The following is a 25,358-nucleotide window of genomic DNA, read 5'->3' on the forward strand; positions in this document are numbered from 1 at the left end:
GTCCCCGCTACTCAGTAGCAACGAAGGCCCGGAGGATCCGTCCTCCGGGCCTTCGCCGTTCCCGGAACCGTTACCCCGCAACCGCTCACCGAGCAAAAATCCGGCACCGGAAAATCAAAAGGGCCTGGCATCGGCCGCGTGTGGTGCGCAAGAGTGGCCCGACCGCCGCCGCGACCGATGGAGCCGCCCGTGACCGTCGCCAGGATCGTCCGCTATCACCACGAGTTGCCGGTCGACTTCGACCAGTTGCTGCTGGGCGTCCACGTCGACGCCCGGGCCGACCGGATGTACGACCCGTTCGCCCAGCGGTTCCACCTGGTCGTCGACCACTGGACGAGGCGTCCCGGCTTCTCGTGCGTCGTCTCCTACGACGGCCGCGAACCGACCGGCTTCGCCTACGGCGCACCGCTGGCGGCCGGCCGTGAGTGGTGGCGCGGGCTGCTCGACGCCGCACCGGACCCCGCCGTGACGTTCGGCCTGTCCGAGCTGATGGTCCGCCCCGCCTGGCGCGGACAGGGTCTCGCCGGGCGGCTGCACGACGCCCTGCTGGAGGACCGGCCCGAGGAGTTGGTGTGCCTCCTGGCCGAGGCCGACCAGCCCCGGGCGCGGGCCCGTTGCGAGTCCTGGGGCTACCGCCCGGTGGGCCCGACCCGGCCCGTCGGCGGAAGTCCCGCGTACACGGTGATGCTCCGCCGACTCCGGGCCGCGCCCCTCCCGCCCGCGCCGCTCCTGCCCGTGCCGCCGCTGCCCGTGCCGCCGCTGCGATCCGGCCGGGAGTACCGTGAAAGGGCCGTCGCGCATCCGGACGGTTCGGCGGCCGGCGAGTCCTGAGAACGAGCCTGAGAACGAGTCCTGAGAAAACGCCCATGCCCTCCTCAGGATGTTCAAAGCCGCGCCCCCTACTCTCATCGATCATGGCGATACGAAGCGTCTCCCGGGCAAGAGTGTTGGTACCGGTCGGCCTCCTCGTCGCCGCGGGGGCGGTGGCCGCGGCGCTGCAGGGGCAGTCCGGCGGTGTCGAGGGCCGGCCGCAGATGTCCGTCGTGGCCGACACGACCTCGTCCGCGCCGCCGGTGGTCACCACGGTCGTCCCGGTCACCCCGACGGTCACCCCCACCGCCACGGCACCCACCGCCGCGGCCGCCACGACCACAGCGGCTCCCGACACCTCCACCGGTGCCGCCGTCGCAGCCCTGCACAGCGCCGTCGACCGGGCCGAGGGCGCGGTCTCGGTCGCGGTCACCGACCTGGAGACCGGGCAGTCGCTCAGTTACGGCGGCCCCGGCCACGGCTTCGCCACCGCCAGCATCGTCAAACTCGACATACTGGCCGCGCTGCTGCTCCGGACCCAGGACCTCGGCAGCACGCCGACCGCCGCCCAGCGCGACCTGGCCACCACGATGATCGAGAACAGCGACAACGACTCCGCCACCGGCCTGTGGGACGAGATAGGCGCGGACCCGGGTCTCGACGCCGCCAATGCCCGCTTCGGACTGACCGCCACCGAGGCCGGACAGGACGGCTACTGGGGCCTCACCTCGACCACCGCCGACGACCAACTGCGGCTGCTGCGCCAGGTGTTCACCGATGATTCACTGCTCTCCCCCGCCTCCCGCGCCTACATCCAGGAGTTGCTCGACCAGGTGGAGGACGACCAGCGCTGGGGCGTGGGCGCGGCGGCGAGCAACGGCGGGTTCGAGGTGAAGAACGGCTGGCTGCCGAGGGACTCGGACGGCCTGTGGGTGATCAACAGCATCGGCCGGGTCGAGCGGGACGGGCACGAGCTGCTGATCGCCGTGGTCTCGGACGGGAATCCGACCGACAGCGACGGCATGGACCTGGTGGAGTCGGTGGCCCGGGCGGCGGCCGAGGCGCTGCCCGGGAGTCGATAGCCGAGAGGGTTCAGCTCCGACGCGGGGCCCGGCCGAGTCGGTCGAGGAACTGCCGTTGGCCGTCCAGGAATCCGTCCGCGAAGAGCGAGCGGGGCAAGAAGAGCGCGGTGAGCGTGAGCTTGAGCTCCGACCGCTCGACGGAGCGCTTGAGCAGTGAATGGGCCGCGTCCGGGTAGTGCTCGACCGTCAGCGCGCCGCCCGCGTCCAGCGCCTCGCGGTAGCCGCGCTCCGTGTCGGCGGTGTCCACATTGGTGTCCTGGCCCGCGAGGACCAGCAGCACCGGGACGCCGCGCAGGGCGAGGAGGTCCCGGGTGGCGTCGGCGGTGTGGTTCCTGGAGACGAACCCCCAGCGGTCGGCGGTCATGCCGTGCGCGTCGCCGCCCATGGCCGCGAGGTACTCCTCGAAGCTCGCACGGCGTGCCAGCAGCGCCCGGACGGCGTCGCTCCTGGCGGTCTCGGCCTCGACCCGGGCCGCCGACGCGCCCTCGGCGCGCAGTTCGGCGAGGAGGTTGTAGCGGCCCTGCCGGAGCCAGTCGATCGCGGGCGAGACGGCGACGACGAAGCCCACGGGCGTCCTGGCGGCGACCTTCGGCAGGACCCAGCCCGCCTGGCTGGCGCCCCAGAGCCCGATCCGGTCACCGTCGATGTCCGGGCGGGCGCGGGCCCAGGCGATCGCGGCGGCCGTCTCGTCGGCCCGGTCGTCCATCGACTGGTCGAGCCAGTTCCCGGGGGCGCCCGCGACACCGGGCTTGTCCCAGGAGAGGGAGGCGTAGCCGGCCCTGGCGTTGGCCTCCCAGATGGGCTTGTAGCCGTCGTCGTGGGTGGCGTCGGTGGGGCCGTCGCCGTGGACGTACACGACGAGGCCGTGGCGCTCGCGGCCGTCCCTGGGGACGGCGAGGACGCCGTTGAGGACGTGGCCGCCGTGGCGGATCGAGACCCGCCGCTCGTCCAGGTCGTAGGAGTTCTGCCACAGCACCGCGCCGACGAGGCCGGCACCCGCCAGCAGTACCGCGACGAGCGACCACACGGCGGCGCGGAGCCCCCGCCGTCGGGGCTGGGTCTTCGCATGCACGGGGACGGCCACCTCCGTTCTGGTTCCGGTTCCGGTTCCTACCCTAGAACTATCACCACAAGAACGATCGTGGCGAGTCTGATAGATTCGAGCTCTGGTTTCAAGGACCGAGGAGAAGAGGGGCACAGCATGGGACCGGACACACCGGACACACCGGACCGCCCCGGCGCCGGGGCGGTGACCGTGCGACGGAGCCTCCCCGCCGGGGCAGAGCGGCGGGCCGCCGAGCTTTACTGGGACGCCTTCGGCCGCAAGCTCGGCCCCGCCCTCGACCCGCCGGACAAGGCCGTGCCCTTCATCGCCGCCCACCTCAACGCCGACCGCGCGGTCTGCGCGCTCCTCGACGGGCAGCTCGTCGGTCTCGCCGGGTACCGGCACGGCGGGCGGGCGCTCACCGGAGGATCGGCCGGCGCCGTGCTGCGCACCTACGGGCACCTGCGCGGACTGCACCGCCTCCTGCTCCTCACTCTGTTCAAACGCCGACCGGGGGCCGGGCAGCTCCTCATGGACGGGATCGCCGTGAGTCCGGACCTGCGCGGCCGGGGCGTCGGCAGCCTGCTCATCGAGGAGGTGGCCGCCTTCGCCGCGGAGCAGGGCTACCGGGAGATCCGGCTGGACGTGATCGACACCAACCCGCGCGCCCGGGCCCTGTACGAGCGGCGCGGCTTCACGGCCGTACGGACCGAGGAGACGCCCTACCTGCGCCGGCTGCTCGGCTTCGGCGCGGTCACCACCATGCGCCGCCCCGTCGACACCGACGGAAGGGCAGGACTGTGAGCACCGGAACCGACGACATCGGAAGCGACCGCGTCGAGGTCCCCACCCGGATGCTCGTCCACGCCCTGATCCGCGAGGACGGCACCGTCGGCGCCGACGAGCTGTACAGCGTCGCCACCACCCTGGGCATGAGCGACCAGCAGGTCCGGCTGTGCGTCAAACGCCTCGTCGCCGAAGGCAGGTTCACCCACCAGGGGCGGGGCCGCAGGGCGGAGCTGCACGCGACCCCGGACACCGTGCGGGCCCTCGCCCCCAACGCGGACTTCCTCCGGCACGCGTTCCGCCAGGACGCCGGGGCCGCGCCCTGGGACGGCGTCTGGCACCTGGCCGCCTTCGCGGTGCCCGAATCGGCGCGCGCCGCCCGGGACGCCCTGCGCGAGACGCTCGTCCACCTCGGCGGCGCCCCGCTGCAGGGCGGGCTGTACGTCAGCGCCAACGCCTGGGAGCCGTACGTCGAGGAAGCGGCCCAGCAGCTCGGCGCCCACGGCGGGCTCACCCTCCTCACCACGACCGACCTGCGCCGGGGCGACACCCGGGAGCCCGCCGAACTCGCCCGGGAGCTCTGGCCCCTGGCGGAGATCGCCGACCGCTACCACCGCCTCGACCGCATCACCGAACCCCGCCTCGCCCGGCTCGCCGGCCCCGCCGAACTCTCCTCCGCCGAACTGCTCACCGTCGCCGTCGAGTTGGCCGCGGAGCTCACCCGCGCCATGGATCCCGATCCGTTGCTGCCGCCCCAGCTCCTGCCCCGGCCCTGGCCCGGCGTCCGGGCCCGGGAGCGCATCGCCCGCTGCTGGGCCGCCCTGTACGCCCGCGACCGGGGCGAGGCCCGCCCGGCGCTCTTCCGCCGCTACGCCGAGATCACCCGGGAGGCGGCGGAGCGGGCCACCGGCTGACCCGGCGCGGCCCTCGGGAGTCACTCCTCCTCGGGGACCTCGACGATCAGCAGCGTCCCGCGGCTGCCGGGCCGGACGGCGTGGGCCGCCCGCGCCGGGATCCGGTGCAGCTCACCGGGGCCGACCGTCAACTCGTCCCCGTCGACCAGCAGTTCGAGGCGGCCGTCGAGGACGAGCAGCACCTCCGGGTTGTCGTGGGACTCGATGGGCAGCGGCCGCCCGTCCATCCGCATGACCTTCACGGCCGCCGTGCCCACCTGCTGGAGCACGCGCGAGGCCCACGCCTCCGGCAGTTCGGACGCGGCGGCGGACAGGTCGACCGGGTTCACGGCGTTCGGGTTCACGGCGTTCGGGTTCACGGCGTTCGGGTTCAGAGCATTCGGGTTCACGGCATACCTCCACGGCGGACCCGCCCCGCCGTGGAGGCAGGACCGGACCGCGAAGTGTTCGAAGGGGACGTCCCGGACGCTATCCGAGCGGCCGGGCCCGTTGGTCGACCGTTTGGTAAAACCTCGCGCGGCGCCGTCCCTCCGAGCGTCTCAGCGCGACAGTCCGGCCCGGTGGGCGAGGATGGCGAGGCGGACGCGGTCGCGGGCCGCGAGCTTGTGGAGCAGCCGACCGATGTGGGTCTTGGCGGTGCCCTCGGTGATGTGGAGGCGCGCGGCGATCTCGGGATTGGTGAGCCCGTCGCCGACCAGCGCCAGCACCTCGCGCTCGCGGGCCGTGAGGGCGAGCACGGCGCTGCGCGCCCGGGCCCGCACCGGGTCCTCGTCGGCGGCGCGCGGCCCGTGGGCCAGCAGCTCGGTCAGCTCGGTGATCAACTGCCGGGCGATACCGGGCCCGAGCGCGCCCTCACCGGCGGCCACCGCCCTTACTGCGGCGAGGAGTTCGGCGGGTTCGGCGTCCTTGAGCAGGAAGCCCGCCGCCCCGGCGCGCAGCGCGCCGCGCACATAGGTGTCGAGCGCGTAGGTGCTGAGGATCAGCACCCGGCTGCCCGAGGGTCCGGCGACGATCCGGCGGGTGGCCTCGATCCCGTCCAGGCCGGGCATCCGGATGTCCATGAGGACGACGTCCGGCCGTTCCCGGTGGGCGAGTTCGACGGCCTCGGCGCCGTCCGCCGCCTCCCCCGCCACCGTGAAGCCCGGGGCGAGGCGGAGGATGCCGGCGAACCCGGCGCGGACGAGGGCCTGGTCGTCGGCGACCAGGACCCGGACCGTCACGGCCGGCCCTCCGTCGCCGCCGGGCCTGACCCGGAGTCGGCCCCGGCCAGTGGCAGCCCCGCGCTGACCCGGAAGCCGCCCGCCGGGGTAGGCCCGGCCACGCACCAGCCGCCGTACGGGGCCACCCGCTCCCGCATCCCGGCCAGGCCGGTGCCACCGACGCCACCGGTGCCCACCGGCTGCACCGGGCGCGGACGCACGCCGTCCCCGGGCCCGTCGTCCGTGACCTCCAGCCACAGTTCGTCGTCCCGGTACTCGACCTCCACCCGGGCCTCGGCGGCGCCCGCGTGCCGGACCACGTTGGCGAGCGCCTCCCGCAGGATCCGGTACCCGGACAGGCCGACGCCGGGCGGCAGTTCGCGTTCCCGCCCGCGGATCCGCACCCGCACCTCGACCCCGCCGGCACCGGCCCACTCCGCCAGCCGCCGCAATTCGTCCGCCGCCAGACCGGGGGCGGGCACCGGGACCGGAGGCCGTTCCCCGGGCTCGCCGTCCTCGCGGAGGACGGCGAGCAGCGTCCGGGTCTCGCGCAGCGCGTCCGTGCTCACGGCCCGGATCGCCGCCAGCGCCGTCCCGGCCGCCTCCGCGCCGCCGTCCGCTCCTGCCTGTGCCAGCGCGTACTGGCCGAACCCCGCCTGGACGCTCACCACGCCGAGACTGTGCGCCACCACGTCGTGCACCTCCTGTGCCAGCAGCAGCCGTTCCTCCGAGCGGGCGGCCCGCTCCAGCGCCGCCCGGCGCTCGGCGGCCACGGCGGTGTGCGCGCGGTGCCCGCGCACGGCGCGCCCCACCGCCCAGGCGGCCGACTGGCCGAGGACGGCGAGCGGAAGGTTGCCGAGGACTTCGTCGGGTGCCGTCGCGGTCACCGCCCAGCCGAGGACGGCCGCAGCGAGCGCGGTGCGCCCGTGACCGGCCCACCCGGCCCGCCGGTCGTCGGCGGCGGCCGCGTACACCGCCAGCGCCCCGACCGGCACCGCCCACGCGCCGACCACCAGTCCGACGGCCGGCTGCCGGCAGCCCGCAACCAAGGCCGCCCAGGCGAGGACGGCGATCCAGCAGGACGCGGCCGGCCGGTGCCGCCGGAGCGCCGGCGCGGCTCCCAGCGCCGCCGTGGCGAGCAGCGCGACGGCCAGGGCGGCGGGGCCCTCCAGCGGCGGGTTGCCGCGGCCGTGCGGGTCGAAGTCGCGGGCGGCGTCGAGGACCCGGACGACGGTGACCGCGGTCCCTGCCAGCGCCAGGAGCGGGTCCGTCCACGCCCGGTGGAAGGGCGCGAGCCGCTTCGTCCAGGGCACCCGGGTGACGGCGTGTGCGGGCGCGGGTCCGGCCGTCGGCTGGTTCTGCACCCGGCCAGGCTAGCCAGCGGCGGACGGCGGGACATCCGACCACGGTCGTATGCCCACGGCCGGACGCGCCGGACCGGGGGCGGCCGCCACCTTGGTCACGGCACCACCCCCGTCACCCGAACCGTTCGAAGGAACCCGACCGTGCCCCGACACCGTTCCCGCCCTGCTCGCCGGCCTGCTCAGCACCGGCGCGCTCGCCACCACGGCGGCACTGCCCGCGACCGCGCACGCCGCCACCACCACTGCCGGCGCCACCACCGCGATCCCGCTCGCCCTCCCCGCGCCGACCGGCCCGCATCCCGTCGGCACCACCACCCTCCACCTGGTCGACCCGCAGCGCCCCGATCTCTGGGCGCCCACCCCGCGGCCGCGCGAACTGATGGCACAGCTCTGGTACCCGGCCGCCACCTGCGGCGGCCCCGCCCACCGGCTCGCGCCGTGGCTCGACCCCGCCGCGCTGACCCACCTGGAGAGCGACTACCTCGGTGCCGCCCCGGGGCAACTGGCCTGGCCCGTCACCCACTCCCGCCAGGACGCGCCGGCCGACCGCGGCACCCGCCACCCGGTCGTGCTCTACTCCCCCGGTTCCCGCGCCGACCGCGCCTTCGGCACCCTGGCCGCCGAGGACCTCGCCTCGCACGGCTACGTGGTCGTCGCCGTCGACCACACCTTCGACGCCGGTGAGGTCACCTTCCCGGACGGGCGACTGGAGGTCCGCAACAAGCCCGCCGTGTTCGCCATGACGGACGCCGGGATCGTCGACTACCGCACCACCGACGTCCGCTTCGTCCTGGACCGGCTGACCGAACTCGCGGCCGGCGCCGACCCCGACGCCGAGCACCGCCCCCTCCCGCCGGGCCTCGGTGCGGCGATCGACCCCGCCACCGTCGGTATGGTCGGCCACTCCATGGGCGGCGCCACCACCGTCCAGACCCTGCACGACGACCCGCGCGTCCTGGCCGGGGTCTCGCTCGACGGCCCGGTCTTCGGCAGCGCCGCCACCGACGGCGTGGACCGCCCGCTGCTGCTCTTCCGCGCCTCGGACGAGCGCCCGGTGCGCGACGCGATGTGGGACGCGCTGTGGCCGCACCTCGGCTCCTGGCGCCGCCAACTCACCCTGGGCGACTCGGGCCACGGCACCTTCTCCGACCTCGAAGCCCTCCTGCCCGCCGCCCGGCCCGTGCTCGGCTGGCCCGCCGGACAACTCGACGCGTTCCTCGGCGCCCTCGCCCCGGCCCGCGCCGTCGACGCCCAACGCGCCTATCTGGCCGCCTTCTTCGACCTCCACCTGCGCCACCGGCCCACCACCCTGTTCAGCGGGCCCTCGGCCGCGTACCCGGAGGTCCGGCCGGACCGGTGAGACAGCCCGGACCGGTGGGACGGGACGGAGCGGTGGGACGGGACGGAGCGGTGGGACGGGACGGAGCGGTGGGACGGGACGGAGCGGTGGGACGGGACGGAGCGGTGAGACGGCCGCCCCGGCGTCAGCGGCACAGGGCCGCGTCGAGCACACCCTCCAGCTTCCGCGCCGCCGCCTTGTCCGGCGCCTGGACCGTCATCGTGACGGCGGCGGCGCGGCCGTCCTCCGTGACACCGACCCGGGTCTCGTAGCCCGGGATGCTGCCGCCGTGCCCCCAGTACTCGCCGCCGCAGGACAGCGGCGTGCTCACCAGCCCCAGCCCGTAGCCCGATCCCGCCGCGAACGGCTCCCCGGCGGGGGTGGTGCCGCGCATCTCGGCGAGCTGCGCGGGCGGGAGGAGTTCACCGTCCAGCAACGCCGTGAAGAAGCGGTTGAGTTCGGAGGGGGTGGAGACGAGCTGGCCGGCCGCCCAGGCCCAGGAGGGGTCCATGTCTGTGATGTCGACCAGCGGCCCGTCCGCCGACTCGCGGTAGTAGCCGTGCGGATGGGCCCCGCGGATCGTCGCGTCGCCCGGGGCGGGGAAGTAGGTCTGGCGCAGGCCGAGCGGCCGGACGATCCGACGCTCGATCTCCTGGCCCAGGCTCCGCTGCGTCACCGCCTCGACGACCAACCCGGCGAGGATGTAGTTCGTGTTGCTGTAGGCCCACTTGTGGTCCTCGGGCGCGGCGTCGGCCGGGTAGCGGAGGGCGATGTCGAGCAGTTCGCGCGGCTCGTAGCGGCGGACCTCGTCACCGAGGTGGAGGGTGTAGTTGGGCAGCCCGCTGGTCTGCTGGAGCAGGTGCCGGAGGGTGATCCGGTTGCCGTCGATCCCGTCGCCCCGGACGACGCCCGGCAGGTAGCGCTCCACCGGCGCGTCCAGGTCGAGCCTTCCCTGCGCCACGAGTTGGAGCACGACCACGGCCGTGAAGGTCTTGGTGTTGCTGCCGACCCGCACCCGCCCGTCCTTCGGCACCGCCGCGCCGGTGGCGACGTCGCCGACCCCGGCGGTGTAGCTGCGGGTGCGCCCGTCCAGGGACCGGACGGTGCCCAGCGCACCGGGGGCGCCCGTCTCGGCCAGCAGCGCGTCCAACCGCTGCTGGACGGCGTCCGGGCGGGCGGCGGTGGTCGCGGCCGTCGCCGGGGCGGCGGCGGTAGCGACCAGGGCTGCGGCGGTGACGACCAGGGTGACGGCCTTCCAGCGGCTCATGAAGTGCCTTTCGTACGAGGGTGCGTGTGCTCGGAGCCCGGCCTCCCGGGTGCTGTTCCACAAGATCACGCGGCCCGGCGGACGGTCGTCAGCTCACCGGGCGAGCGACCGTCGACTCAGGGGACGAGTGGAGGCGGCCGGCCGTGAACCCCTGGTCCTGGCCGCTGTCATCCTCCGGGCCTACCCGAGCACCGCTCCCTTGTGCGGAGCGACCGGCCCCGGAAGCATGGCCCCACATGATCGACTACAACAGCGAGGCCCAGGCGTACGACACCACCCGGGGCGGCGAACCACGGGCCGAGGCGGCGGCCGACGCCCTGGAACAGCTGCTCCCGCAGGGCTCCGCGACCGTGCTGGACATCGCCTGCGGCACCGGCATCGTCACGCGCCGACTGCGACGGCCCGGCCGCACCGTGCTGGGCGTCGACCGCTCCCCCGGCATGCTCGTCCCAGCCGCGCGGCGGATACCCGGCGGGGCGGTGTGCGGCGACGCGACGCGGCTCCCGTTCGCCTCGGGGAGCGTCGACGCCGTGGTGATGGTCTGGCTGCTGCACCTGCTGCCGGAGTCGACGGCCGGGGCCGTGCTCACCGAGGCCCTCCGGGTGCTGCGGCCCGGCGGCAGGCTGGTGACCACCGTCGACAAGGAGGCGGCCTACTTCGCCGAGGACAGCGACCTCGCCCGGGCCACCGCCGAACTGCGCCGCCAGTACGCGCCGCACGCGCCCGACCGCACCGAGCGGATCCGGGACTGGGCGGCGGCCCACGGCCTGCGCCCCGCCGGAGAGGCCCGCTTCCCCGGCACCGGGCAGGGGCGTAACGCCCGGCAGTGGCGGGAGGCGATCGACGCGGGCCGCATCCCCTGGTGCAACCGGGCCGACGCCGAGCAGGTCGCCGAGGTCGTCCGGCGGCTCGCGGCACTCCCGGACCAGGAGACCCCGATCGCCGACCCGCTGTACCGCCTCCTCGCCCTGGAGGTGTGCGGACCGCCGGCACCCTGACGGCGGTCCGCACACCCATCACCCCGCCGTGGCGGCGGCGGTGGGGGTCGGGGCCGGGCGGGGACGGCCGTGCTGACGGGTGGTGAGGGGGTACGCCCAGGCGAGGAGGGCGAGCAGCAGGACGAACGGAAGCAGGGTGCAGAGCGCGGCGCTGCCGGCGGCAGTCGCGGTATGGCGGGATTCAGCGGGCATCGGCGGGGCAGCGGGCATCGGCGAGGTCGAGTTCGGCCCACACGGTCTTGGCGCTGGGGGGACGGGGCTCCGTACCCCATCGGTCGGCGAGCGCGTCGATCAGCACCAGCCCCCGCCCCGACTGCCCGTCGGAGACCCGCGCCGACGGCAGCACGGGCAGCCGGTCGCCCCGGCAGTCGGACACCTCGATCCGGAGGGTGGCGCCCCGGCGCACGGTGGTGGTGAGGCTGATGTGCAGCTGGAACCCGCGCCCCGGAACGCGCCCGTGCGTGATGGCGTTCGCCGCCAGCTCGGCGACGACGAGCAGCGCCGAATGGAACGGCTCGCCGAAACTGGAGTCCACTCCCCAGTCAGCGAGTTGGCGTCTGACGATGCCTCGGCAGAGGCAGGCGCCCTTCGCCGTCGCGGCGAGGACGACGGTGTGGCGGCGGGGGTTGTCGAGCGGAATTTCGGTCGTCATGGGGAAAAGCCTGGCGGCACGGCCGTACGCTGACCACGGATCCGGCGGGCACGGAGCGTGCTTGTGCGGACGCGGAGGGTCCGCCTGTTGGCGAGGCCCGGATCAGTCGGTCGCAAACTCGTGTGAGCAGGGGTGGTTCCCATGGTGAGCAGCGTCGAGCGCAGCGAGCGCACGGTCCCCGACGACGGGGAGACGGTGGAGAACTCGGACGGGATCGCCGAGTTCTACAGCGCGGTGGGCAAGTTGGTCAAGCTGTACCGCGAACGGGCCGGCATCACGCAGCGCCAGCTCGCGGAGCGGATCGGGTACAGCGAGGACATGGTCGGCCTCATCGAGCGGGGGAAGCGGACGCCGAGAATCGAGTTCCTGACGGTGGTGGACCCCATCGTCGACGCGGGCGGGGCGCTGAAGGTCGTCGCGGACGACGTGATGAAGGCGAAGGTGCGGGTGAGTGAGCGTCACCCGGCTTTCTCGAAGGCTTTCACGGCGGAGGAAGCCAAGGCGATCGAGATTCATGACTACAGCACGATGGTGATCCCGGGGCTGCTTCAGACCGAGGCTTACATCCGAGCGTTGTACGAGATGCGTCGGCCACTGCTCTCCCCTGAAAAGATCGACGAATGGGTGGCGGCTCGTATGGCCCGTAAGGAGATCCTCGCCCGATGGCCGATGCCGGTCGTCACCTGGGTGATCGACGAGAGCGTGCTTCGGCGGCCGCTTGGGGGGTGGGACATGCACGCGGAGCAGCTCCAACACCTGCTGAAGGTCGGCGACATGCGGGGGCCGGAGCTTCAGGTGATGCCGCTCGACCGAATGAGTCACGCCGGAATGGGTGGTTCATTCGCTCTGCTGATGCCCTCCGGAGGGTCACAAATGGGGTACGTCGCGGCGCAGCACGTCAATCGACTGATCACGGATCCCGTCGAAGTCCGTAATATGGCCGCACGGTACAGCAGCATCCGGGCTCAGGCCTTGAGCCTGAGGGAGTCCATGGCCTTGATCGAGCAGATTCTGGGAGAGCGGTAGGCATGACCGAGCTGGCCTGGTTCAAGAGCAGCCACAGCACCAACGAGGACGCCAACTGCGTCGAGGTCGCCGAGACCCCCGGCGTGGTCCACGTCCGTGACTCCAAGGACAAGAGCGGCCCCCAGCTGGCCTTCGAGCCGGCCTCGTGGAAGGCGTTCGTCGACTTCGCCGCGAACGCCGACGTCTGAAACAGCACACCCCCGACGGCCCGCCGCTTCCCAGCGGCGGGCCGTCGGCGCATCCTGGACCCAACGGAGCCAGATGCGAGGAGCATGTCGCGATGACCGAACTGGCATGGTTCAAGAGCAGCCACAGCAGCAACGAGGACGCCGCATGCGTCGAAGTCGCGTGGCGCAAGAGCACCCACAGCAGCAACGAAGACGCTCAATGCGTCGAGGTCGCCGAGACCACCGGCACCGTCCACGTCCGCGACTCCAAGGACAAGGCCGGCCCGCAGCTGACGTTCGAGCCGGCAGCCTGGAAGGCGTTCATCGACTTCGCCGCGAACGCCGACGTCTGAAACAGCGCGCCCCGACAGACCCCGTCTGTACGGTCCGCCGACGATTCGTCAGGCCCGCTCCGGCTCCGGCACCTTGTGCACGACGGTGTCCGCCGGTCCGACCGGGCGACCGTCGGCGGCCAGGACGGCCAGCTCGCGCAGCGGCCGGTCGTCGCGCCGGTCCAGGAGCTCCGAGTGGGGCTCGTCGGGCTCGAAGGAGTGCCGCTCGCCCCACTGGCGTAGCGCGACGACCACCGGGAAGAGGTCCTCGCCCTTCGGGGTGAGCACGTACGCCTGGTAGGCGCTGCCGTCGGAGGCGGGTTCGACGGCGAGGATCCCGGCCTCGACCAGCGCGCGCAGTCGGGCACTGAGGATGTTCTTGGCGACGCCCAGACTGCGCTGGAACTCGCCGAACCGGCGGCTCCCGTCGAAGGCGTCGCGAATGATCAGCAGCGACCACCAGTCGCCGATCGCGTCCACCGAGCGCGCCACGGGGCACGGGTTGTCGTCGAACCTGGTCCGCTTCACCATCTCCGGCCTCCTCGGCACCGACCGCCGTTCCATCTGGTTGCAACATGCTACCCCTCCGACCTAGGGTGCGACCATGTCGGTAGCATCATGCAACCAGAATCCCCCTCGCGTCCTGACCCGCCCCCTCACCCTGCTGTTCGCGCTCGCCAGCGGGGCCGCCGTGGCCAACGTCTACGCGGCCCAGCCCCTGCTGGTCGCCATCGCCGACGAACTCGACATCGGCCGGGCCGCCGTCGGCGCCGTGGTGACCTGCACCCAGATCGGCTACGGGCTGGGCCTGGTCCTACTGGTACCGCTCGGCGACCTGCTGGAGCGGCGCCGCCTGGTGACCGCGCAGGCCGTGCTGCTCGCACTCGCGCTGGCCGCGGTGGCCACGGCCGGAAACGCGGCGGCCCTGCTGGCCGGGCTGATGGCGGTGGGCCTGCTCGCGGTGCTTACCCAGGCCCTGGTGGCGTTCGCCTCGGCACTAGCGCCGGACGGTGAGCGCGGGCGGGTGGTGGGCACGGTGACCGGAGGCGTCGTCCTCGGCATCCTGCTCGCCCGGACCGTCGCCGGTGCGGTCGCCGACCTCGCCGGGTGGCGAGCCGTGTACGCGCTGTCCGCCCTCCTCACCCTGGTCCTCGCCGCGGCCCTGCGCCGCGCGCTGCCCCGGACCGCGCCACCGACCGCTCGCCGCGCCGACTACCGCCGCGCGCTGCGCTCGCTCGTCCGACTGCCGCTGCGGGAACCGGTGTTCCGGCGACGCGGGCTGATCACCCTCCTGGTGTTCGCGGCCTTCAGCACGCTCTGGAGCAGCGTGGCGCTCCCGCTGAGCGACGCCCCGTACTCGCTCACCCCGGCCGCCGTCGGGGCCTTCGGCCTGGCCGGCGCGGCCGGCGCGGCGGCTGCGGCGCCGGCGGGCCGGCTCTTCGACCGCGGACTCGGCCGGTGGACGGCCGGCGCGGGCCTCGCCCTGCTGGCCCTCTCCTGGCTGCCGCTGGCGCTCACCCGGCAGTCGCTCTGGGCCCTCGCCCTCGGCGCGGTCCTGCTGGACTTCGCCGTCCAGGCGGTCCACGTCACCAACCAGAGCACGGTGCTGGCCCTGGACCCCGCCGCGGGCGGTCGGCTGATCGGCGGCTACATGGTGTTCTACTCGCTCGGCAGCGCACTCGGCGCGATCACCTCCACGGCGGCGTACGCGGCCGCCGGCTGGTCCGCCGTCTGCCTGCTCGGCACCGCGTTCAGCCTGCTCGCCCTCCTCGCCTGGGCGGCCTGGGACCTCCGCCCGGCGGGCACGGAGGGCGATGCGCCGCAACACCGGCCGCACCGGTAGCGCGGAGTGGGAAGTCGACGCCGCCGACTTCCCACTCCCCGCGTGCCACGCGATCACCCTGCGGACCGGTGCCGCGCCATTGGTGGGCGGTGCCCCGTCACAGCCCGGTGGCGAGCCAAGTCGTCACAGCCGCAGTGGCGACGAGCCCGACGTTGAGTGCTATCCGGCGGCGGCCGCCGGTCCGACACACTCGAAGCCGTTCGAGGCTCCGGGCGGGCGACCCGGGACCGGTTGCCGGACACCCGTCAGGAGGGCTGGGACCAGCGCTGGTTGGCGCCACCGGTGCAGTCCAACAGCACCAGCTGGTTGCCGTTGGTCGGGTCGGACCCCGGGACGCTCAGGCACAGGTTGGACTGCGGGTTGACGATCCGCACGTCGACGAACTGGCCCGGGCTGCAGTTCACGGAGGTGGTGGTGTTGCCGACGATCACCGAGCTCTTGACGTAGGAGTCGTAGATTCGACCACCGAAGCTCCACGCGCATTGGCCCTGCAGCGTCCAGGTCTGGCGCGGGTCGATTCCGGTGCACTCCCCGAAGTGGTTCAGCTCGCCGATGACGGCATAGGTGCGGCGGGCGCGGAGGTCAGGGAGGCCGCGGGGGCCTCCGGCGCGAAGGCTGCCGCTACGGGCGCCCCGGGGCCGGAGGCGAGGTCGGCCGAGGGTGCGGCGAGGGCGGCCGCCACCGCCATGAGCAGGGCCGCGAGCAGGGCCGGAGCACGACGCATCGAAGGCTCCTTTCCTGGCCGCGAGACTTCCAACTCAAAACCCTTTCGGCTGATTTGACTGATCAACAGATTTCCCGGGCCGCTGGCTGGCCTTGGGTATTGACCGCCCGGCGTCAACGGGGTCGGCGAACGGAACCACGGGCGGGGCCCTCGGCACTGCCGAGGGCCCCGCCGTGCGGCGTCCGCGACATCACGGGGTGGGAGGTCGACATCGCCGACTTCCCACTCACGTCCCGTTCGATGCAGCCGCTCGGCACGCCGGTGCCGTCGCCGCATCCGTCGGTCGGCAACCGTGCTCCGTCACAGCCCGGTGGCGAGCCAGGTTGTCACAGCCGCAGTGGCGACGAGCCCGACGTTGAGTGCTGTCCGTCGGTCGCCGCCGGTCAGGTGGACGGCGATCGCACCGGCCTGGAGGAGGACGAGGCCGCCGGCCGCGACCGCTGCCAGCGGGAGCGCGACACCGGTGAGCGGCGGCAGGACCAGGCCCGCCGCGCCCAGCACCTCGACCGTCCCCAGGGCCCTGAGGGCGGGCAGGGGGATCCGGTCGACCCAGGCCATCATCGGCCGGAGCTGATCGCGGGTGCGGGTCACCTTCAGCGTGCCCGCGTAGAGGTAGAAGAGCGCGAGCGGTCCCGCGAGGATCCAGTAGGCGATGTTCATGGTGAGAAGTCCACCGCCGGGCGCCCGCCGGTGTCCAAGACCCGTTTTCGCTGCGCCGATACCTGGCGGGTATCGGCGCAGCAGGGGCCCATGGAGCTGCGCCGGGCCGTCGGCAGTCCTCCTCCACCCCTACAGACCCCGATTGTACGGGCGGCGAAATACGTTGTGCGACCAGCGTCCCGAGGAGTAATAACCGTGGTAGGACGCGCAGTTGTGCGCGCCGATGCGAGCATGCCGGTCGTGCTGCGAGGGAGATCCATGGGGCGTGTGGTGGTCGCCGCTCGGGCGGTGGCCGTGGTTGTCGCCACCTGGCTGGCGCTGGTCCTGCTGATGGTGCTGGTGGTCCTGCTGGGCTCGCTGCTGCCGGGCACCTCGGTCCGCGGCGTCCTCTCGTCCTCGCTCGTTCCGCTGTGGCTGCTCGCCCTGTTGCTCGGACCGCCGGTCGCCTGCGTCGCGCTGCGCCGGTGGATCGCCGTCGGCCGGTCCGGCGGTGCGGCCGGGGCTCCGCCTCCCAGGTCCGACGAGCAGTGGGACTTCCGGGCCCCGCCTCCGCGGTCCGACGAGCGGTGGGACTTCCGGGCCCCGCCTGCCCCGTCCGACCCGGAAGCCCCACGCACCACGCCGGGCACGCCCGCGCCGGAGACCCCGGAGGACCTGGAGACCCCGGTGGACCCTCACGCCGAGGCCCGGCGGCGACGGGCCCGTGCGGACGCCGAGCGGGCGGCCAGTGCGGCAGCCCAACGGGCGCGCGAGGAGAAGGCCCGCCGACGGGCCCGGCGCAACCGCCGCCCGCGCTGACGGGCCCGCGGTACTGAACGACAAGCACGGAGTGGGAAGTCGGCGGCGTCGACTTCCCACTCCGTTCCCGCCGGTGCGGCGGTCACCCACCGCCTGTCAGTTGGGCAGGGGCTTGACGATCGTGTGGGTGATGACCTGCCCCGTGATCTGCTTGGTCTCCAGCTTCTGGTGGCCGACCGGCTGGCTGGCCTTGATGGCGACCGGGGGTGCCGGCTTCTCCTCCACTGCGGGCTCGTCGGCGGTGGCCTCGGCGGGCTGCTCCTCGGACATGGGGGTCTCCTTCTGTCGTAACCGGAACGGACGTAGTCGATCTTCCCCGACGGAGACCCGCAGTAACCGATCGATTACCGGCCACCGAAACGGGTGCCAATGGCCGGGACGGCCCTACTCCGCCGCGGCAGGGGCGTAGCTCTTGGCCTCGGAGTACTTCCACGAGGCGAACTGCCAGGTGCCCAGCCTGAGCTCCAGCCGCTGGTTCGGCGCGAGAGTTCCGGTGACCGTGATGTCCCGCCAGGCCCTCCCGGCGTCCGAGCAGCCCGTCTCCTCGGAGTTCTTCCACGACTCGTCGCTGCCGCCGTACTGGAGCCACGCCGTGTGCCTGCCGATCACGGCGCAGTTCGCCTGCAGGGATCCCTCCAGGTGGTAGGTGCGGTTCCCCTCCCCGCTCCAGGTCAGCAGGCCGGAGAACGACAGCACCGCCAGCGTGGAGCCGTTCGACTTCTCGTGGTTGACCTGGAAGGAGACCCGTTCGCCGGGCGCGTCCGGCCCGTCCAGGTACTTGTGCGCGCCGACCAGGAGCAGCACGTTCTCGCCCACCGGCGCGTCGGCGGCGATCATCCCCCGGGTGACCGCCTCCTTCCACTGCGGGGTGGCGGTCAGGTCGCGGATCAGCGCGGGACCGTCCCCGTCCGCGAAGAACTCCTCCACCTCCGCGATGCGACGCTTGGCGTCCGCCCGCCCTTCCTCGTCGAGGAACTCGTCGCGGGTGATGTCCTCCAGCGCCCGTACGTCGAGGCCGGACCCCAGGAGGACGGCCCAGACCTCCTGGGCCTGGTCCGTCGCGACGATCGCGTCGTGGAGTTTGTGCCGGGTGTCGATGTCCAGCTCCTGCGCTGTCCCTGCACCCGCCGCCCGCATCACGGGCGCAACGGCCGCACCCGGGGGCGGGGGCAGCGGGGAGGCGTCGGGAGAAGCGCCGGCGGGAAGGGCGGCGGCGGCCTGCACGACCACGGCGGCGCAGGCCGCGAGGGCGGCCCGCCTGATCCGGTTCCTGTTCACACCATGATCAACGACGCCGGACACCACCCGTCACCGTCCCCGGGCACGGGTCCCGGGTGGGACCGCCGCCCCGTCAGGACGCGGTGCGCCCGGACGAGTCCGGCCGGTCATTGCCGTTGACGACGACCACCTCGGTGGTGCTCTCGTAGGAGTAGGTGCGCCCGACGCTGTCCGGTTGGCGGGTGTCGGTGACGCGCCGGTCCTCCTCCACCGCGCGTCCGTGGTCGTCGCTCGCCCGGCCGTGTCCGGGCCGCAGCACAGCGGCGCCACAGAAGGTCGATGCCGTCGACCTTCTGTGGCGCCGCCCCCACCCCCCAGGGAAGGTCAAGTCAAGCCCCTCGAAGGGGATTTCGTGCTACTCCGCGCCCGTCCCAGGGTGGACCGCAAGTCGCCGCGCAGAGGCAGCGCAGAGGCCCGGCAGGGCCTCCCGCAGGACGACGCGGGTGGGGCGGTGCGGATGCGAACGTGGCGGTGGGGCCCGGGGGTCGGGTCCGGGAGGGAACACCATGAACGCCAACCACTGGGCCGGACCGCGTCGTCGCGACCGGCTCGGCCTGCGGCTCGCCGCCGTCGCGGTGGCCGGGGCCACGGTCGCCACGCTCGCCCCGACGGCCGCGGTGGCGGCCGGGGTCGGGGTGCCCGCCGCCGTGGCGGGGGCCGAGCGGCCGCGGCCGGCCGTCGACCTGGGCCCGGAGCTGCGGGCCCTGGTCGAGCGCGGCGGTGCGACGGCCGCGCTCGGCGAGTCGCGCGAGGACGGCCGCCGGCCGTGGCGCGACGCCGCCGGAGTCGTCGACCTGGACTCCGGGCGCGCGGTGCGCACCGACAGCCGCTTCCGGATCGGCAGCGTCACCAAGACCTTCGTCTCCACCGTCGTACTCCAACTGGCGGACGAGGGGCAGCTCCGGCTGGACGACCCGGTGGAGAAGTACCTGCCGGGCGTCGTCCCGAACGGCGGCGCGATCACCCTGCGGCAGCTGCTGCAGCACACCAGCGGCCTGTTCGACTACCTGGAGGACCCGCGGTTCCTCTACCACGACGAGGCGAGCCTGCGCGCTTACCTGGCCGAGGGACGCTGGACGGACTTCCGCCCAGAGGAGCTGGTCTCCGTCGGTGTCGGGCACACCCCGTACTTCGCGCCCGGGCAGGGCTGGCACTACTCCAACACCAACTACATCCTCACCGGGATGATCATCCGCAAGGTCACCGGGCGCAGCTGGCAGCGCGAGGTCGAACGGCGGATCGTCGAACCGCTGCACCTCGACAGCACGACGTTCCCGAACACCTCCGCCCGGATCCCCGGCCCGCACGCGCACGGGTACGTCCAGCTGCCGGAGGGCCCGGCGGACGTCACCAGGATCAACCCGACCGTCGCGGACGCCGCCGGCAACGGCATCTCCACCACCGCAGACCTCGACCGCTTCCACGCCGCCCTGTTCGGCGGCAAGCTGCTGACGCCCGCCCGGCTGGCCGAGATGACCACGGCCGTCCCCGCCCCGATGATCGCCGCCCACTACGGCCTGGGCCTGATCCGCTACGACCTGCCGTGCGGCGAGGTCTGGGGCCACACCGGCGGCATCCCCGGCTACAACACGATCATGCTCGGGGCGCGGGACGGCTCGCGGCAGTTCGCCCTCTCGTTCAACCTCCTGGAGGGTGCCGAGACGGACGAGACCGGCGCGGCGATCGACGCGCTGTTCGTCAAGGCGGCCTGCGGCCCGGACGGTGCCGAGGCGGCTTCGGCTGGCGACGGCGCCGGCCGGTCACCGCTGAAGCTGCTGCGCTGAAGCCTCCCCGCCCCTCCCCGCCGACACCCACGCCGAGGCCGGCGGCGGCCGAACGGACAGGCATCAGTCCAACAGCGCCGCCGTTTCGGCGAGGTCGGCGTGCGCGCGGTCGAAGGAGCGTGCCGCGACGAGGAACATCGACCGGTCGGTGAGGGCGCGGGCGAGGCGTGCGGGATCGTCGGGCAGGCGGCGGGCGAGCGTCACGCCCTCGTCGAAGCGGGGCGCGAACCGCTCCTCGAACCGGTAGTGGTGGTCGCCGTCGCGGACGGCCGCGCGGATGCTGATCCTGCGCAGGACGTCGACCAGTTCGGGCAGCCGTTCGGCCTCGCGCAGTTCCGCCGCCTCCGCTTCGAGGCCCGGGAGCATGCCGAGAAAGCCCTCCCGGACGTCGCGCGACCAGCCGCGCTCCGTGCCGAACGGCGGCATCGGTGACTCCGGGCTCGCGGCGGGTTCGACCGCCCGCCCCGACAGGACGAAGAGCGTGCTCCACCAGCCGAGGGAGCAGTACCACCTCCTCGCCTCGCCCGCAGTGGCGCTCGCGAGCTGCTCCAGGACGCCCAGGGCCTCCCGTCGGGCGACCGCGGCACTCGCCCCGTCCCCGACGGCCTCCCGCATCCGGGCGAACTGGACCAGCGCCCAGACGAGCAGCAGCGGGCCGGTACCCCGGTCGGTCACCTCGCGCCGGGTCTCCGCGAGGAGCTCGCGGAAAACGGCCGCCGCGGCGTCGTGCAGCCCGGCGCCCTCCAGGCTCGCCGCCCACCGCACCATCTCCCAGAACGAGTCCTCCGGGGCCCCCTTCCGCGCTGCCACCTCGTACAGCGCCGCCGCTTCCCCGAAGCACCCCTCCTCGGCCAGCACGGTCGCCAGCTGCCCGCTGCGGCCGGCCCCGGCCAGCTCCTCGCAGACCGCGCGGCCTTCCGCCCTGCGCCCGAGGGCGAACAACGAAGCCTGGTAGGCCTCCAGGGCACGACACAGCCACTCCACCCGCTCCGGCGCCCCGGCCTCCGCAACACGAGCGGCCCGGACCGCCTCCGCGGCCAGCTCGACCTTCACCCGCGGATCCCGACTGTGATTACACAGCGTGAGCAGCGTGCCGACCAACTTCGGCCCGTACACCTTCGGACTCACCTCGGCCAGCACCCGGTACGCCCCGGCAAGCTCCTCCGGCCCCAGCCGCCCGGACCCCAGCAGCAGCACCCGGGCCCGCAACACCGCATCGTGATCGATCGTCAACGCTTCCCCTGTCTCCGGATGACGGACGAAGGAGATTCTGAGCGTCGGGGAACGGACCGGACAAGCCTCCCGAACTGTGCTTTCCGCCCTACGAAAAGCGGCTCTGACCTGTCATGATGGACATGCTTTCACCCTCGGGCACCTTGCACTACGACCGGTGGGCGACCATCCGGTCCAGGACGAGGTGGCCGCGTGCCACCAGGTCCTCGCGGCCGTCGACCAGCCCGTGGTGCAGGTAGGAGACGCCCCGGCGGACGGTCAGCAGCCACAGCAGCCGCTCTTCCTCGGCCGTCAGTGGACGGCCGTACCCGGTGAAGTACGCCTCCCGCAGCTCGGGCCGCAGCGGCCACAGGGCGCCGAACAGCCACACGAACTCCGCCGCCGCGACGCCCCTCCTGGTCATCGCGAAGTCGATCAGGCCGTGCCGGCCGGTCTCCTCGTCGTACAGCCAGTTCCGGGTCTCGTAGTCACCGTGCCGGTAGACCAGCGGCAACTGCTCGGCGAGACCCACCAGTTCCTCCGACGCGGCCCGCACCAGGGCGAGCCGGTCGGCGGCCAGATGCGGTGCGGTGCTCTCCAGGCATTCGGCGGCCTCCTGGGCCTGCTCCCGCATCTCGACCCGCACCGCAGCGCGGTCCGCAGCCGTACCGGGCCCGGACGCGTCGTGCCAGCGGCGCAGCAACCGCCCGGCATCCTCGTGCAGGCGCAGCTCGGCGTGCGGCTCCAGCGGCAGGTCCCGCACGACGCGGCCGGGCAGCACCGAGCTGAGGATCGCACGCAACCGTGGGTCGGCGGCGAGCAGCCGCGGCGCCTCCAGGTCGGTCAAGTGCGCTGCGGCGTACGCGTAACCGGCGACCTCGCGTTCGTAGTCGAGGTCGCCGGGGCCGATCTTCACATAGGCCGTGCGGGGTCCGGCCGTCACCCGCCACACCTGGGAGCTGTTCCGGGGCCAGGAGCGGTCCTCACTCGTGTCCAGGCCGGGCAGGTGGCCGGCGACCCAGTCGCGCAGCTCGGGCGGGAAGGGCTTGGCAGTCATGGTCGTACGTCATCAGTCCGGCCCCGCCGGCGCGGCCGGACACGCCGAACCGACCGCCCTCACGCCGTCCCGAACCCTTCGCCCGCTGGGACGTCGAAGAACGGTGGGACCCTCGGCAGCTCCGAGGGTCCCAGCGTTATGGAGTGGGAAGTCGATGCCGCCGCCTTCCCACTCCCACTCCCCAGTCACGGGCGCGACGGTGCCGCAGCTGCCGCTCGGCGGTCGCGCAGGGCGGTGAGGCGGTGCTCCAACGCCGTGCGGCAGGACGGCCACTCCCCCGCTGTGATCGAGAAGATGGCCGAGTCCCGGAGCAGGCCCTCCTCGCCCGGGGCCCAGGAGATGGACCAGTTCCGCAGCACGCCCTCGAAGGTGGCACCCGTTTTCGCGATGGCCGCGCGGGAACGGCCGTTGCGGGCGTCGGTCTTGAGGTCGAGGCGGGAGACGCCCCAGGTCTCGAAGGCGTGCCGGAAGAGCAGGTACTTGGCCTCGGTGTTCAGTCCGCTGCCCTGGGCGGAGGCCGCCAGCCAGGTGAAGCCGACCTCGATCGCGAACAGCGTGCCGTCGGCCGGGTGGCGGCGCGGGTCCAGGAAGGCCGTCGCTCCGACGGCCCGGCCCGTGGCGCGGTCCACCTGGGCGTACGGGAGCACCCATCCGGTGTCGCGCCGGGCCAGTTGGGTGTCCACATAGGCGGTGAAGTCGCTCGCCGCCGGCACCCAGGTGAAGCCGTAGCCGGCCCGGTCCTCCGCCGCGGCGAGTGCCAGATCCGGCGCGTGGGCATGCCCCAGCGGTTCCAGGCGGACGAACTCGCCCTCAAGCACGGGCCCTTCGAGCAGCGGCACCCCAACGGCGGAACCCACGGCTCCTCCTCGACACGGTCGACGACACAGACCCCGGCAGCCTCCCAGGCCCCACGACCCGGCGCACGTCCTTATCCACCCACCGAACGCCCGCCGTCCACGGCCGCCGTCCACACTCGCCGTCCACGCCCGCCCGACAGCGGGAAACCCCCTCGCCCCGGGAGTGCTGCGGCCCGTACCGTCGCGGGTATGAAGCTGCTCACGGTCAACATCGGGCGGCCCCGCCCCAATCCGTGGAAGGGCCTCGACGCGACGGGCATCGACAAGCGGCCCGTCGACGGGCCGGTGTTCGTCAGCGCTCCCGGCCCCAAGGGCACCGGGGAGGTCGGTCTCGCCGGTGACCGGGTCTACGACGTGAAGCACCACGGCGGTCCCGACCAGGCCGTCTACGCCTACGCCCGGGAGGACCTCGACGCCTGGCAGGCGGCACTGGGTCGGCCGCTCGCGAACGGCGTGTTCGGGGAGAACCTCACCACGCTCGGTCTCGACGTCAACGGCGCGCTGATCGGCGAGCGCTGGCGCGTCGGGCCCGACACCGTACTGGAGGTGTCGGGCCCGCGGGTGCCGTGCGCCACGTTCCAGGGCCGGCTGGAACAGGAGGGCTGGATCAAGCGGTTCACGCGGGCCGCCGTCCCCGGCGCCTACCTCCGGGTGGTCGAGCCGGGGGAGGTCCGGGCCGGCGATCGGATCGGGATCGTGCACCGGCCCGACCACGAGGTCACGGTGGCACTCGTGTTCCGCGCGATGACGCTCGAACCGGACCTGCTGCCCCTCCTGCTGGCCGCGGACGCGCTGCCGGACGAGAGCCGGGAGCACGTCCACCGCCGCACGGCCGGGCGGAGTTCCGGCGGGCCCGCGCAGTCAGGATGAGGGCTCAGACGGGGGCGAGGCGGGTCTTCAACAGGCAGAATTCGTTGCCCTCCGGGTCGGCGAGCACGTGCCAGCTCGCGTCCTCCGGCTGGCCGACGTCGACCGGTACGGCACCGGCGGCGAGGAGGCGTTCGAGTTCGGCGGCCTGGTCGCGGTCGGTGGGGTTGACGTCGATGTGCAGCCGGTTGTTCCCGGGCCTCGGGAGATCGGTGCGGATGAGGAAGATCGTCGCCTGCGGGCCGCCGAACCCCTCGCGCGGGCCGATCTCGATGCAGCCCTCCGCCTCCCGGTCGAGCTCGACGAAGTCCAGGACCTCGCACCAGAACCGGGCCAGCAGCTCCGGGTCGTGGCACTGGAGCACGATCTCACTGATCCGGCACGCCATGGACAGAACCCACTCTCTCGGGACGAGGAAGCACCTTCCCGGGAACTTACCAGCCGGACAGATCGGCGTCGATCGGGTTCCGCGGACGGCTGCCGGGCGCCGCGAGCGTGATAGCGTCGCCCTCCTCTCCGGTGGGCCGGACGAGGTCTCCCGACAGGCGCTCGATGACCACTCCTGACCAGCAGCTCCGTACCGCTCTTGACGCGCTCGACGCCGCCTTCGCGGCGCTGCCCGAGTCCCCGATAAGCGTCGGCGGCTGCACGCACTGCTACACCGGCGCCGAACTCGAAACCCTCGCGGGCCCCGCGCACGGGGTGCCGGACGATCTGGTCCGGTCCGTCGCGACCGAGGTGCCCGACCACTGGGACGACTTCGCCGCCCTCTACCGCCGGACGACACCGCGGATCGTCCGCCTCCTGACCACCGGCCGGCTGCACGGCGGCTACGGACTGGTCGCCTCCCGACTGCTCGCGGCCGGCTACCGGGGCTGGCCGCCGCCGGAGCGGCAGGCACTGGAGCGCGTCTGGGACGCCTGGTGGCGGTCGACCCTGGGCGAGTACCCCGGCACCGACCGGGCCACCGAGGTGCTGGAGACGGTCGCCGTCTGCACCGGCAGCCTCTCGCCGTGGCTGACCGTCTGGACCGAAACCCGCACCGAGGCGGCGGAGCGCCACTTCGAGGACGCGCTCGACATCTGGCTCGCCGAGCGGGGGCTCGCGGACCTCCGGCTCGGCTTCTACCGCGAACTGCTCGCCGGACCGGAGCTGGTGACCTGGCTGCTCGCCCAGGAGGAGGGCCGCATCGGCGCCGCCCAGCTCTTCGAGGTCGAACGCATCGCGTACAGCTGAGGCAGCTGGGGCAGCCGGGGCGGCCACTGTGGCCGTCCGCGGTTCGGCTAGATTCCTCGCC

31 protein-coding genes are annotated in these 25,358 nt (G+C 73.5%); 14 read left to right on the plus strand and 17 right to left on the minus strand.

Annotated features, from left to right (window positions below; translation table 11 throughout):
* Positions 1-189: 189 nt before the first annotated feature.
* Both IF01_RS0133910 and IF01_RS42750 read left to right on the plus strand, forming a co-directional pair.
* Positions 190-831, plus strand: a complete 642-nt coding sequence (locus tag IF01_RS0133910; RefSeq protein WP_063764371.1) for a GNAT family N-acetyltransferase — start codon at positions 190-192, stop codon at positions 829-831.
* Positions 832-914: 83 nt separating this feature from the next.
* Positions 915-1,892, plus strand: coding sequence for a serine hydrolase (locus tag IF01_RS42750; RefSeq protein WP_078880539.1), 978 nt, complete (start codon positions 915-917; stop codon positions 1,890-1,892).
* A 10-nt stretch (positions 1,893-1,902) separates the two neighbouring features.
* Here the strand turns inward: IF01_RS42750 and IF01_RS0133920 are convergent, their stop codons facing one another.
* Positions 1,903-2,964, minus strand: coding sequence for an alpha/beta hydrolase family protein (locus tag IF01_RS0133920; RefSeq protein ID WP_030397448.1), 1,062 nt, complete (start codon positions 2,962-2,964; stop codon positions 1,903-1,905).
* A 129-nt stretch (positions 2,965-3,093) separates the two neighbouring features.
* Between IF01_RS0133920 and IF01_RS0133925 the strand changes: the two genes are divergently transcribed.
* On the plus strand, positions 3,094-3,741 hold the full coding sequence (locus tag IF01_RS0133925; protein WP_037782211.1) for a GNAT family N-acetyltransferase: 648 nt from the start codon (positions 3,094-3,096) through the stop codon (positions 3,739-3,741).
* 50 nt (positions 3,742-3,791) lie between these two features.
* A complete protein-coding gene (locus IF01_RS0133930) occupies positions 3,792-4,637 on the plus strand; it encodes a PaaX family transcriptional regulator C-terminal domain-containing protein (RefSeq protein WP_051756773.1) in 846 nt (281 codons plus the stop codon).
* 20 nt (positions 4,638-4,657) lie between these two features.
* On the opposite strand, the gene IF01_RS0133935 is transcribed toward IF01_RS0133930, so the two are convergent.
* The 3 genes from IF01_RS0133935 to IF01_RS42755 all read right to left on the minus strand — a co-directional run bounded on the left by IF01_RS0133935 (position 4,658) and on the right by IF01_RS42755 (position 7,200).
* Entirely contained in the window at positions 4,658-5,026 is a 369-nt protein-coding gene (locus IF01_RS0133935) for a cupin domain-containing protein (RefSeq protein ID WP_341845518.1), read from the minus strand.
* Between the two features lie 150 nt (positions 5,027-5,176).
* The gene (locus IF01_RS0133940) at positions 5,177-5,857 is read right to left on the minus strand and encodes a response regulator (RefSeq protein WP_030397452.1); all 681 of its coding nucleotides are present in this window, start codon (positions 5,855-5,857) and stop codon (positions 5,177-5,179) included.
* On the minus strand, positions 5,854-7,200 hold the full coding sequence (locus tag IF01_RS42755) for a sensor histidine kinase (RefSeq protein WP_051756746.1): 1,347 nt from the start codon (positions 7,198-7,200) through the stop codon (positions 5,854-5,856). The genes IF01_RS0133940 and IF01_RS42755 overlap by 4 nt, the downstream gene beginning before the upstream one ends.
* Positions 7,201-7,249: 49 nt before the next feature.
* On the opposite strand from IF01_RS42755, the gene IF01_RS0133950 reads away from it, so the two are divergent.
* Positions 7,250-8,560 (plus strand): alpha/beta hydrolase family protein, encoded by a 1,311-nt coding sequence (locus tag IF01_RS0133950; protein WP_051756748.1) that lies wholly within the window; start codon positions 7,250-7,252, stop codon positions 8,558-8,560.
* A 124-nt stretch (positions 8,561-8,684) separates the two neighbouring features.
* Here the strand turns inward: IF01_RS0133950 and IF01_RS0133955 are convergent, their stop codons facing one another.
* Entirely contained in the window at positions 8,685-9,806 is a 1,122-nt protein-coding gene (locus tag IF01_RS0133955) for a serine hydrolase domain-containing protein (protein ID WP_030397455.1), read from the minus strand.
* A gap of 236 nt (positions 9,807-10,042) precedes the next feature.
* Here IF01_RS0133955 and IF01_RS0133960 point away from each other — a divergent pair, with 236 nt between their 5' ends.
* Positions 10,043-10,804 (plus strand): class I SAM-dependent methyltransferase, encoded by a 762-nt coding sequence (locus IF01_RS0133960; RefSeq protein WP_030397456.1) that lies wholly within the window; start codon positions 10,043-10,045, stop codon positions 10,802-10,804.
* Between the two features lie 18 nt (positions 10,805-10,822).
* Here IF01_RS0133960 and IF01_RS48660 read toward each other — a convergent pair whose 3' ends face one another.
* The gene (locus IF01_RS48660) at positions 10,823-10,996 is read right to left on the minus strand and encodes a hypothetical protein (RefSeq protein WP_157855425.1); all 174 of its coding nucleotides are present in this window, start codon (positions 10,994-10,996) and stop codon (positions 10,823-10,825) included.
* The gene (locus IF01_RS0133970; RefSeq protein ID WP_030397457.1) at positions 10,986-11,456 is read right to left on the minus strand and encodes an ATP-binding protein; all 471 of its coding nucleotides are present in this window, start codon (positions 11,454-11,456) and stop codon (positions 10,986-10,988) included. The genes IF01_RS48660 and IF01_RS0133970 overlap by 11 nt, the downstream gene beginning before the upstream one ends.
* Positions 11,457-11,597: 141 nt before the next feature.
* On the opposite strand from IF01_RS0133970, the gene IF01_RS0133975 reads away from it, so the two are divergent.
* From IF01_RS0133975 to IF01_RS0133985, 3 genes are all read left to right on the plus strand, one after another.
* Positions 11,598-12,482, plus strand: a complete 885-nt coding sequence (locus IF01_RS0133975; RefSeq protein ID WP_030397458.1) for a helix-turn-helix domain-containing protein — start codon at positions 11,598-11,600, stop codon at positions 12,480-12,482.
* A gap of 2 nt (positions 12,483-12,484) precedes the next feature.
* Positions 12,485-12,670, plus strand: a complete 186-nt coding sequence (locus IF01_RS0133980; RefSeq protein ID WP_037782213.1) for a DUF397 domain-containing protein — start codon at positions 12,485-12,487, stop codon at positions 12,668-12,670.
* 92 nt (positions 12,671-12,762) lie between these two features.
* Complete coding sequence (locus IF01_RS0133985) at positions 12,763-13,002, plus strand: DUF397 domain-containing protein (RefSeq protein WP_030397460.1); 240 nt, start codon at positions 12,763-12,765, stop codon at positions 13,000-13,002.
* 48 nt (positions 13,003-13,050) lie between these two features.
* On the opposite strand, the gene IF01_RS0133990 is transcribed toward IF01_RS0133985, so the two are convergent.
* The gene (locus tag IF01_RS0133990; protein WP_030397461.1) at positions 13,051-13,512 is read right to left on the minus strand and encodes a winged helix-turn-helix transcriptional regulator; all 462 of its coding nucleotides are present in this window, start codon (positions 13,510-13,512) and stop codon (positions 13,051-13,053) included.
* A gap of 73 nt (positions 13,513-13,585) precedes the next feature.
* On the opposite strand from IF01_RS0133990, the gene IF01_RS0133995 reads away from it, so the two are divergent.
* Positions 13,586-14,824, plus strand: coding sequence for an MFS transporter (locus IF01_RS0133995; protein WP_051756749.1), 1,239 nt, complete (start codon positions 13,586-13,588; stop codon positions 14,822-14,824).
* A 245-nt stretch (positions 14,825-15,069) separates the two neighbouring features.
* On the opposite strand, the gene IF01_RS50460 is transcribed toward IF01_RS0133995, so the two are convergent.
* Together IF01_RS50460 and IF01_RS0134010 are read right to left on the minus strand one after the other, a co-directional pair.
* Entirely contained in the window at positions 15,070-15,255 is a 186-nt protein-coding gene (locus IF01_RS50460; protein WP_030397463.1) for an RICIN domain-containing protein, read from the minus strand.
* 593 nt (positions 15,256-15,848) lie between these two features.
* Entirely contained in the window at positions 15,849-16,208 is a 360-nt protein-coding gene (locus tag IF01_RS0134010; protein WP_030397465.1) for a DoxX family protein, read from the minus strand.
* A gap of 258 nt (positions 16,209-16,466) precedes the next feature.
* Between IF01_RS0134010 and IF01_RS44560 the strand changes: the two genes are divergently transcribed.
* Positions 16,467-17,006, plus strand: coding sequence for a hypothetical protein (locus IF01_RS44560; protein WP_157855426.1), 540 nt, complete (start codon positions 16,467-16,469; stop codon positions 17,004-17,006).
* Between the two features lie 96 nt (positions 17,007-17,102).
* Here IF01_RS44560 and IF01_RS48670 read toward each other — a convergent pair whose 3' ends face one another.
* From IF01_RS48670 to IF01_RS0134030, 3 genes are all read right to left on the minus strand, one after another.
* Positions 17,103-17,276, minus strand: coding sequence for a hypothetical protein (locus tag IF01_RS48670; RefSeq protein ID WP_157855427.1), 174 nt, complete (start codon positions 17,274-17,276; stop codon positions 17,103-17,105).
* Between the two features lie 114 nt (positions 17,277-17,390).
* Complete coding sequence (locus tag IF01_RS0134025) at positions 17,391-18,284, minus strand: hypothetical protein (RefSeq protein ID WP_030397467.1); 894 nt, start codon at positions 18,282-18,284, stop codon at positions 17,391-17,393.
* Positions 18,285-18,357: 73 nt separating this feature from the next.
* Positions 18,358-18,543 (minus strand): hypothetical protein, encoded by a 186-nt coding sequence (locus tag IF01_RS0134030; RefSeq protein WP_030397468.1) that lies wholly within the window; start codon positions 18,541-18,543, stop codon positions 18,358-18,360.
* Positions 18,544-18,790: 247 nt separating this feature from the next.
* Here IF01_RS0134030 and IF01_RS0134035 point away from each other — a divergent pair, with 247 nt between their 5' ends.
* Positions 18,791-20,068, plus strand: a complete 1,278-nt coding sequence (locus IF01_RS0134035; RefSeq protein WP_030397469.1) for a serine hydrolase domain-containing protein — start codon at positions 18,791-18,793, stop codon at positions 20,066-20,068.
* Positions 20,069-20,131: 63 nt separating this feature from the next.
* Here IF01_RS0134035 and IF01_RS0134040 read toward each other — a convergent pair whose 3' ends face one another.
* The 3 genes from IF01_RS0134040 to IF01_RS0134050 form a co-directional block, all read right to left on the minus strand.
* Entirely contained in the window at positions 20,132-21,301 is a 1,170-nt protein-coding gene (locus IF01_RS0134040) for a hypothetical protein (protein ID WP_030397470.1), read from the minus strand.
* A gap of 148 nt (positions 21,302-21,449) precedes the next feature.
* Complete coding sequence (locus tag IF01_RS0134045; RefSeq protein WP_030397471.1) at positions 21,450-22,337, minus strand: aminoglycoside phosphotransferase family protein; 888 nt, start codon at positions 22,335-22,337, stop codon at positions 21,450-21,452.
* Positions 22,338-22,522: 185 nt separating this feature from the next.
* Entirely contained in the window at positions 22,523-23,194 is a 672-nt protein-coding gene (locus tag IF01_RS0134050) for a GNAT family N-acetyltransferase (RefSeq protein WP_244215716.1), read from the minus strand.
* A gap of 189 nt (positions 23,195-23,383) precedes the next feature.
* Here IF01_RS0134050 and IF01_RS0134055 point away from each other — a divergent pair, with 189 nt between their 5' ends.
* Entirely contained in the window at positions 23,384-24,064 is a 681-nt protein-coding gene (locus IF01_RS0134055) for an MOSC domain-containing protein (protein WP_030397473.1), read from the plus strand.
* Between the two features lie 4 nt (positions 24,065-24,068).
* On the opposite strand, the gene IF01_RS0134060 is transcribed toward IF01_RS0134055, so the two are convergent.
* Positions 24,069-24,449, minus strand: coding sequence for a VOC family protein (locus IF01_RS0134060; protein ID WP_030397474.1), 381 nt, complete (start codon positions 24,447-24,449; stop codon positions 24,069-24,071).
* 164 nt (positions 24,450-24,613) lie between these two features.
* Here IF01_RS0134060 and IF01_RS0134065 point away from each other — a divergent pair, with 164 nt between their 5' ends.
* Complete coding sequence (locus IF01_RS0134065) at positions 24,614-25,297, plus strand: hypothetical protein (RefSeq protein WP_037782215.1); 684 nt, start codon at positions 24,614-24,616, stop codon at positions 25,295-25,297.
* Positions 25,298-25,358: the final 61 nt, after the last annotated feature.

The organism is Kitasatospora purpeofusca (assembly GCF_000718025.1).
Lineage (GTDB): Bacteria > Actinomycetota > Actinomycetes > Streptomycetales > Streptomycetaceae > Kitasatospora > Kitasatospora purpeofusca.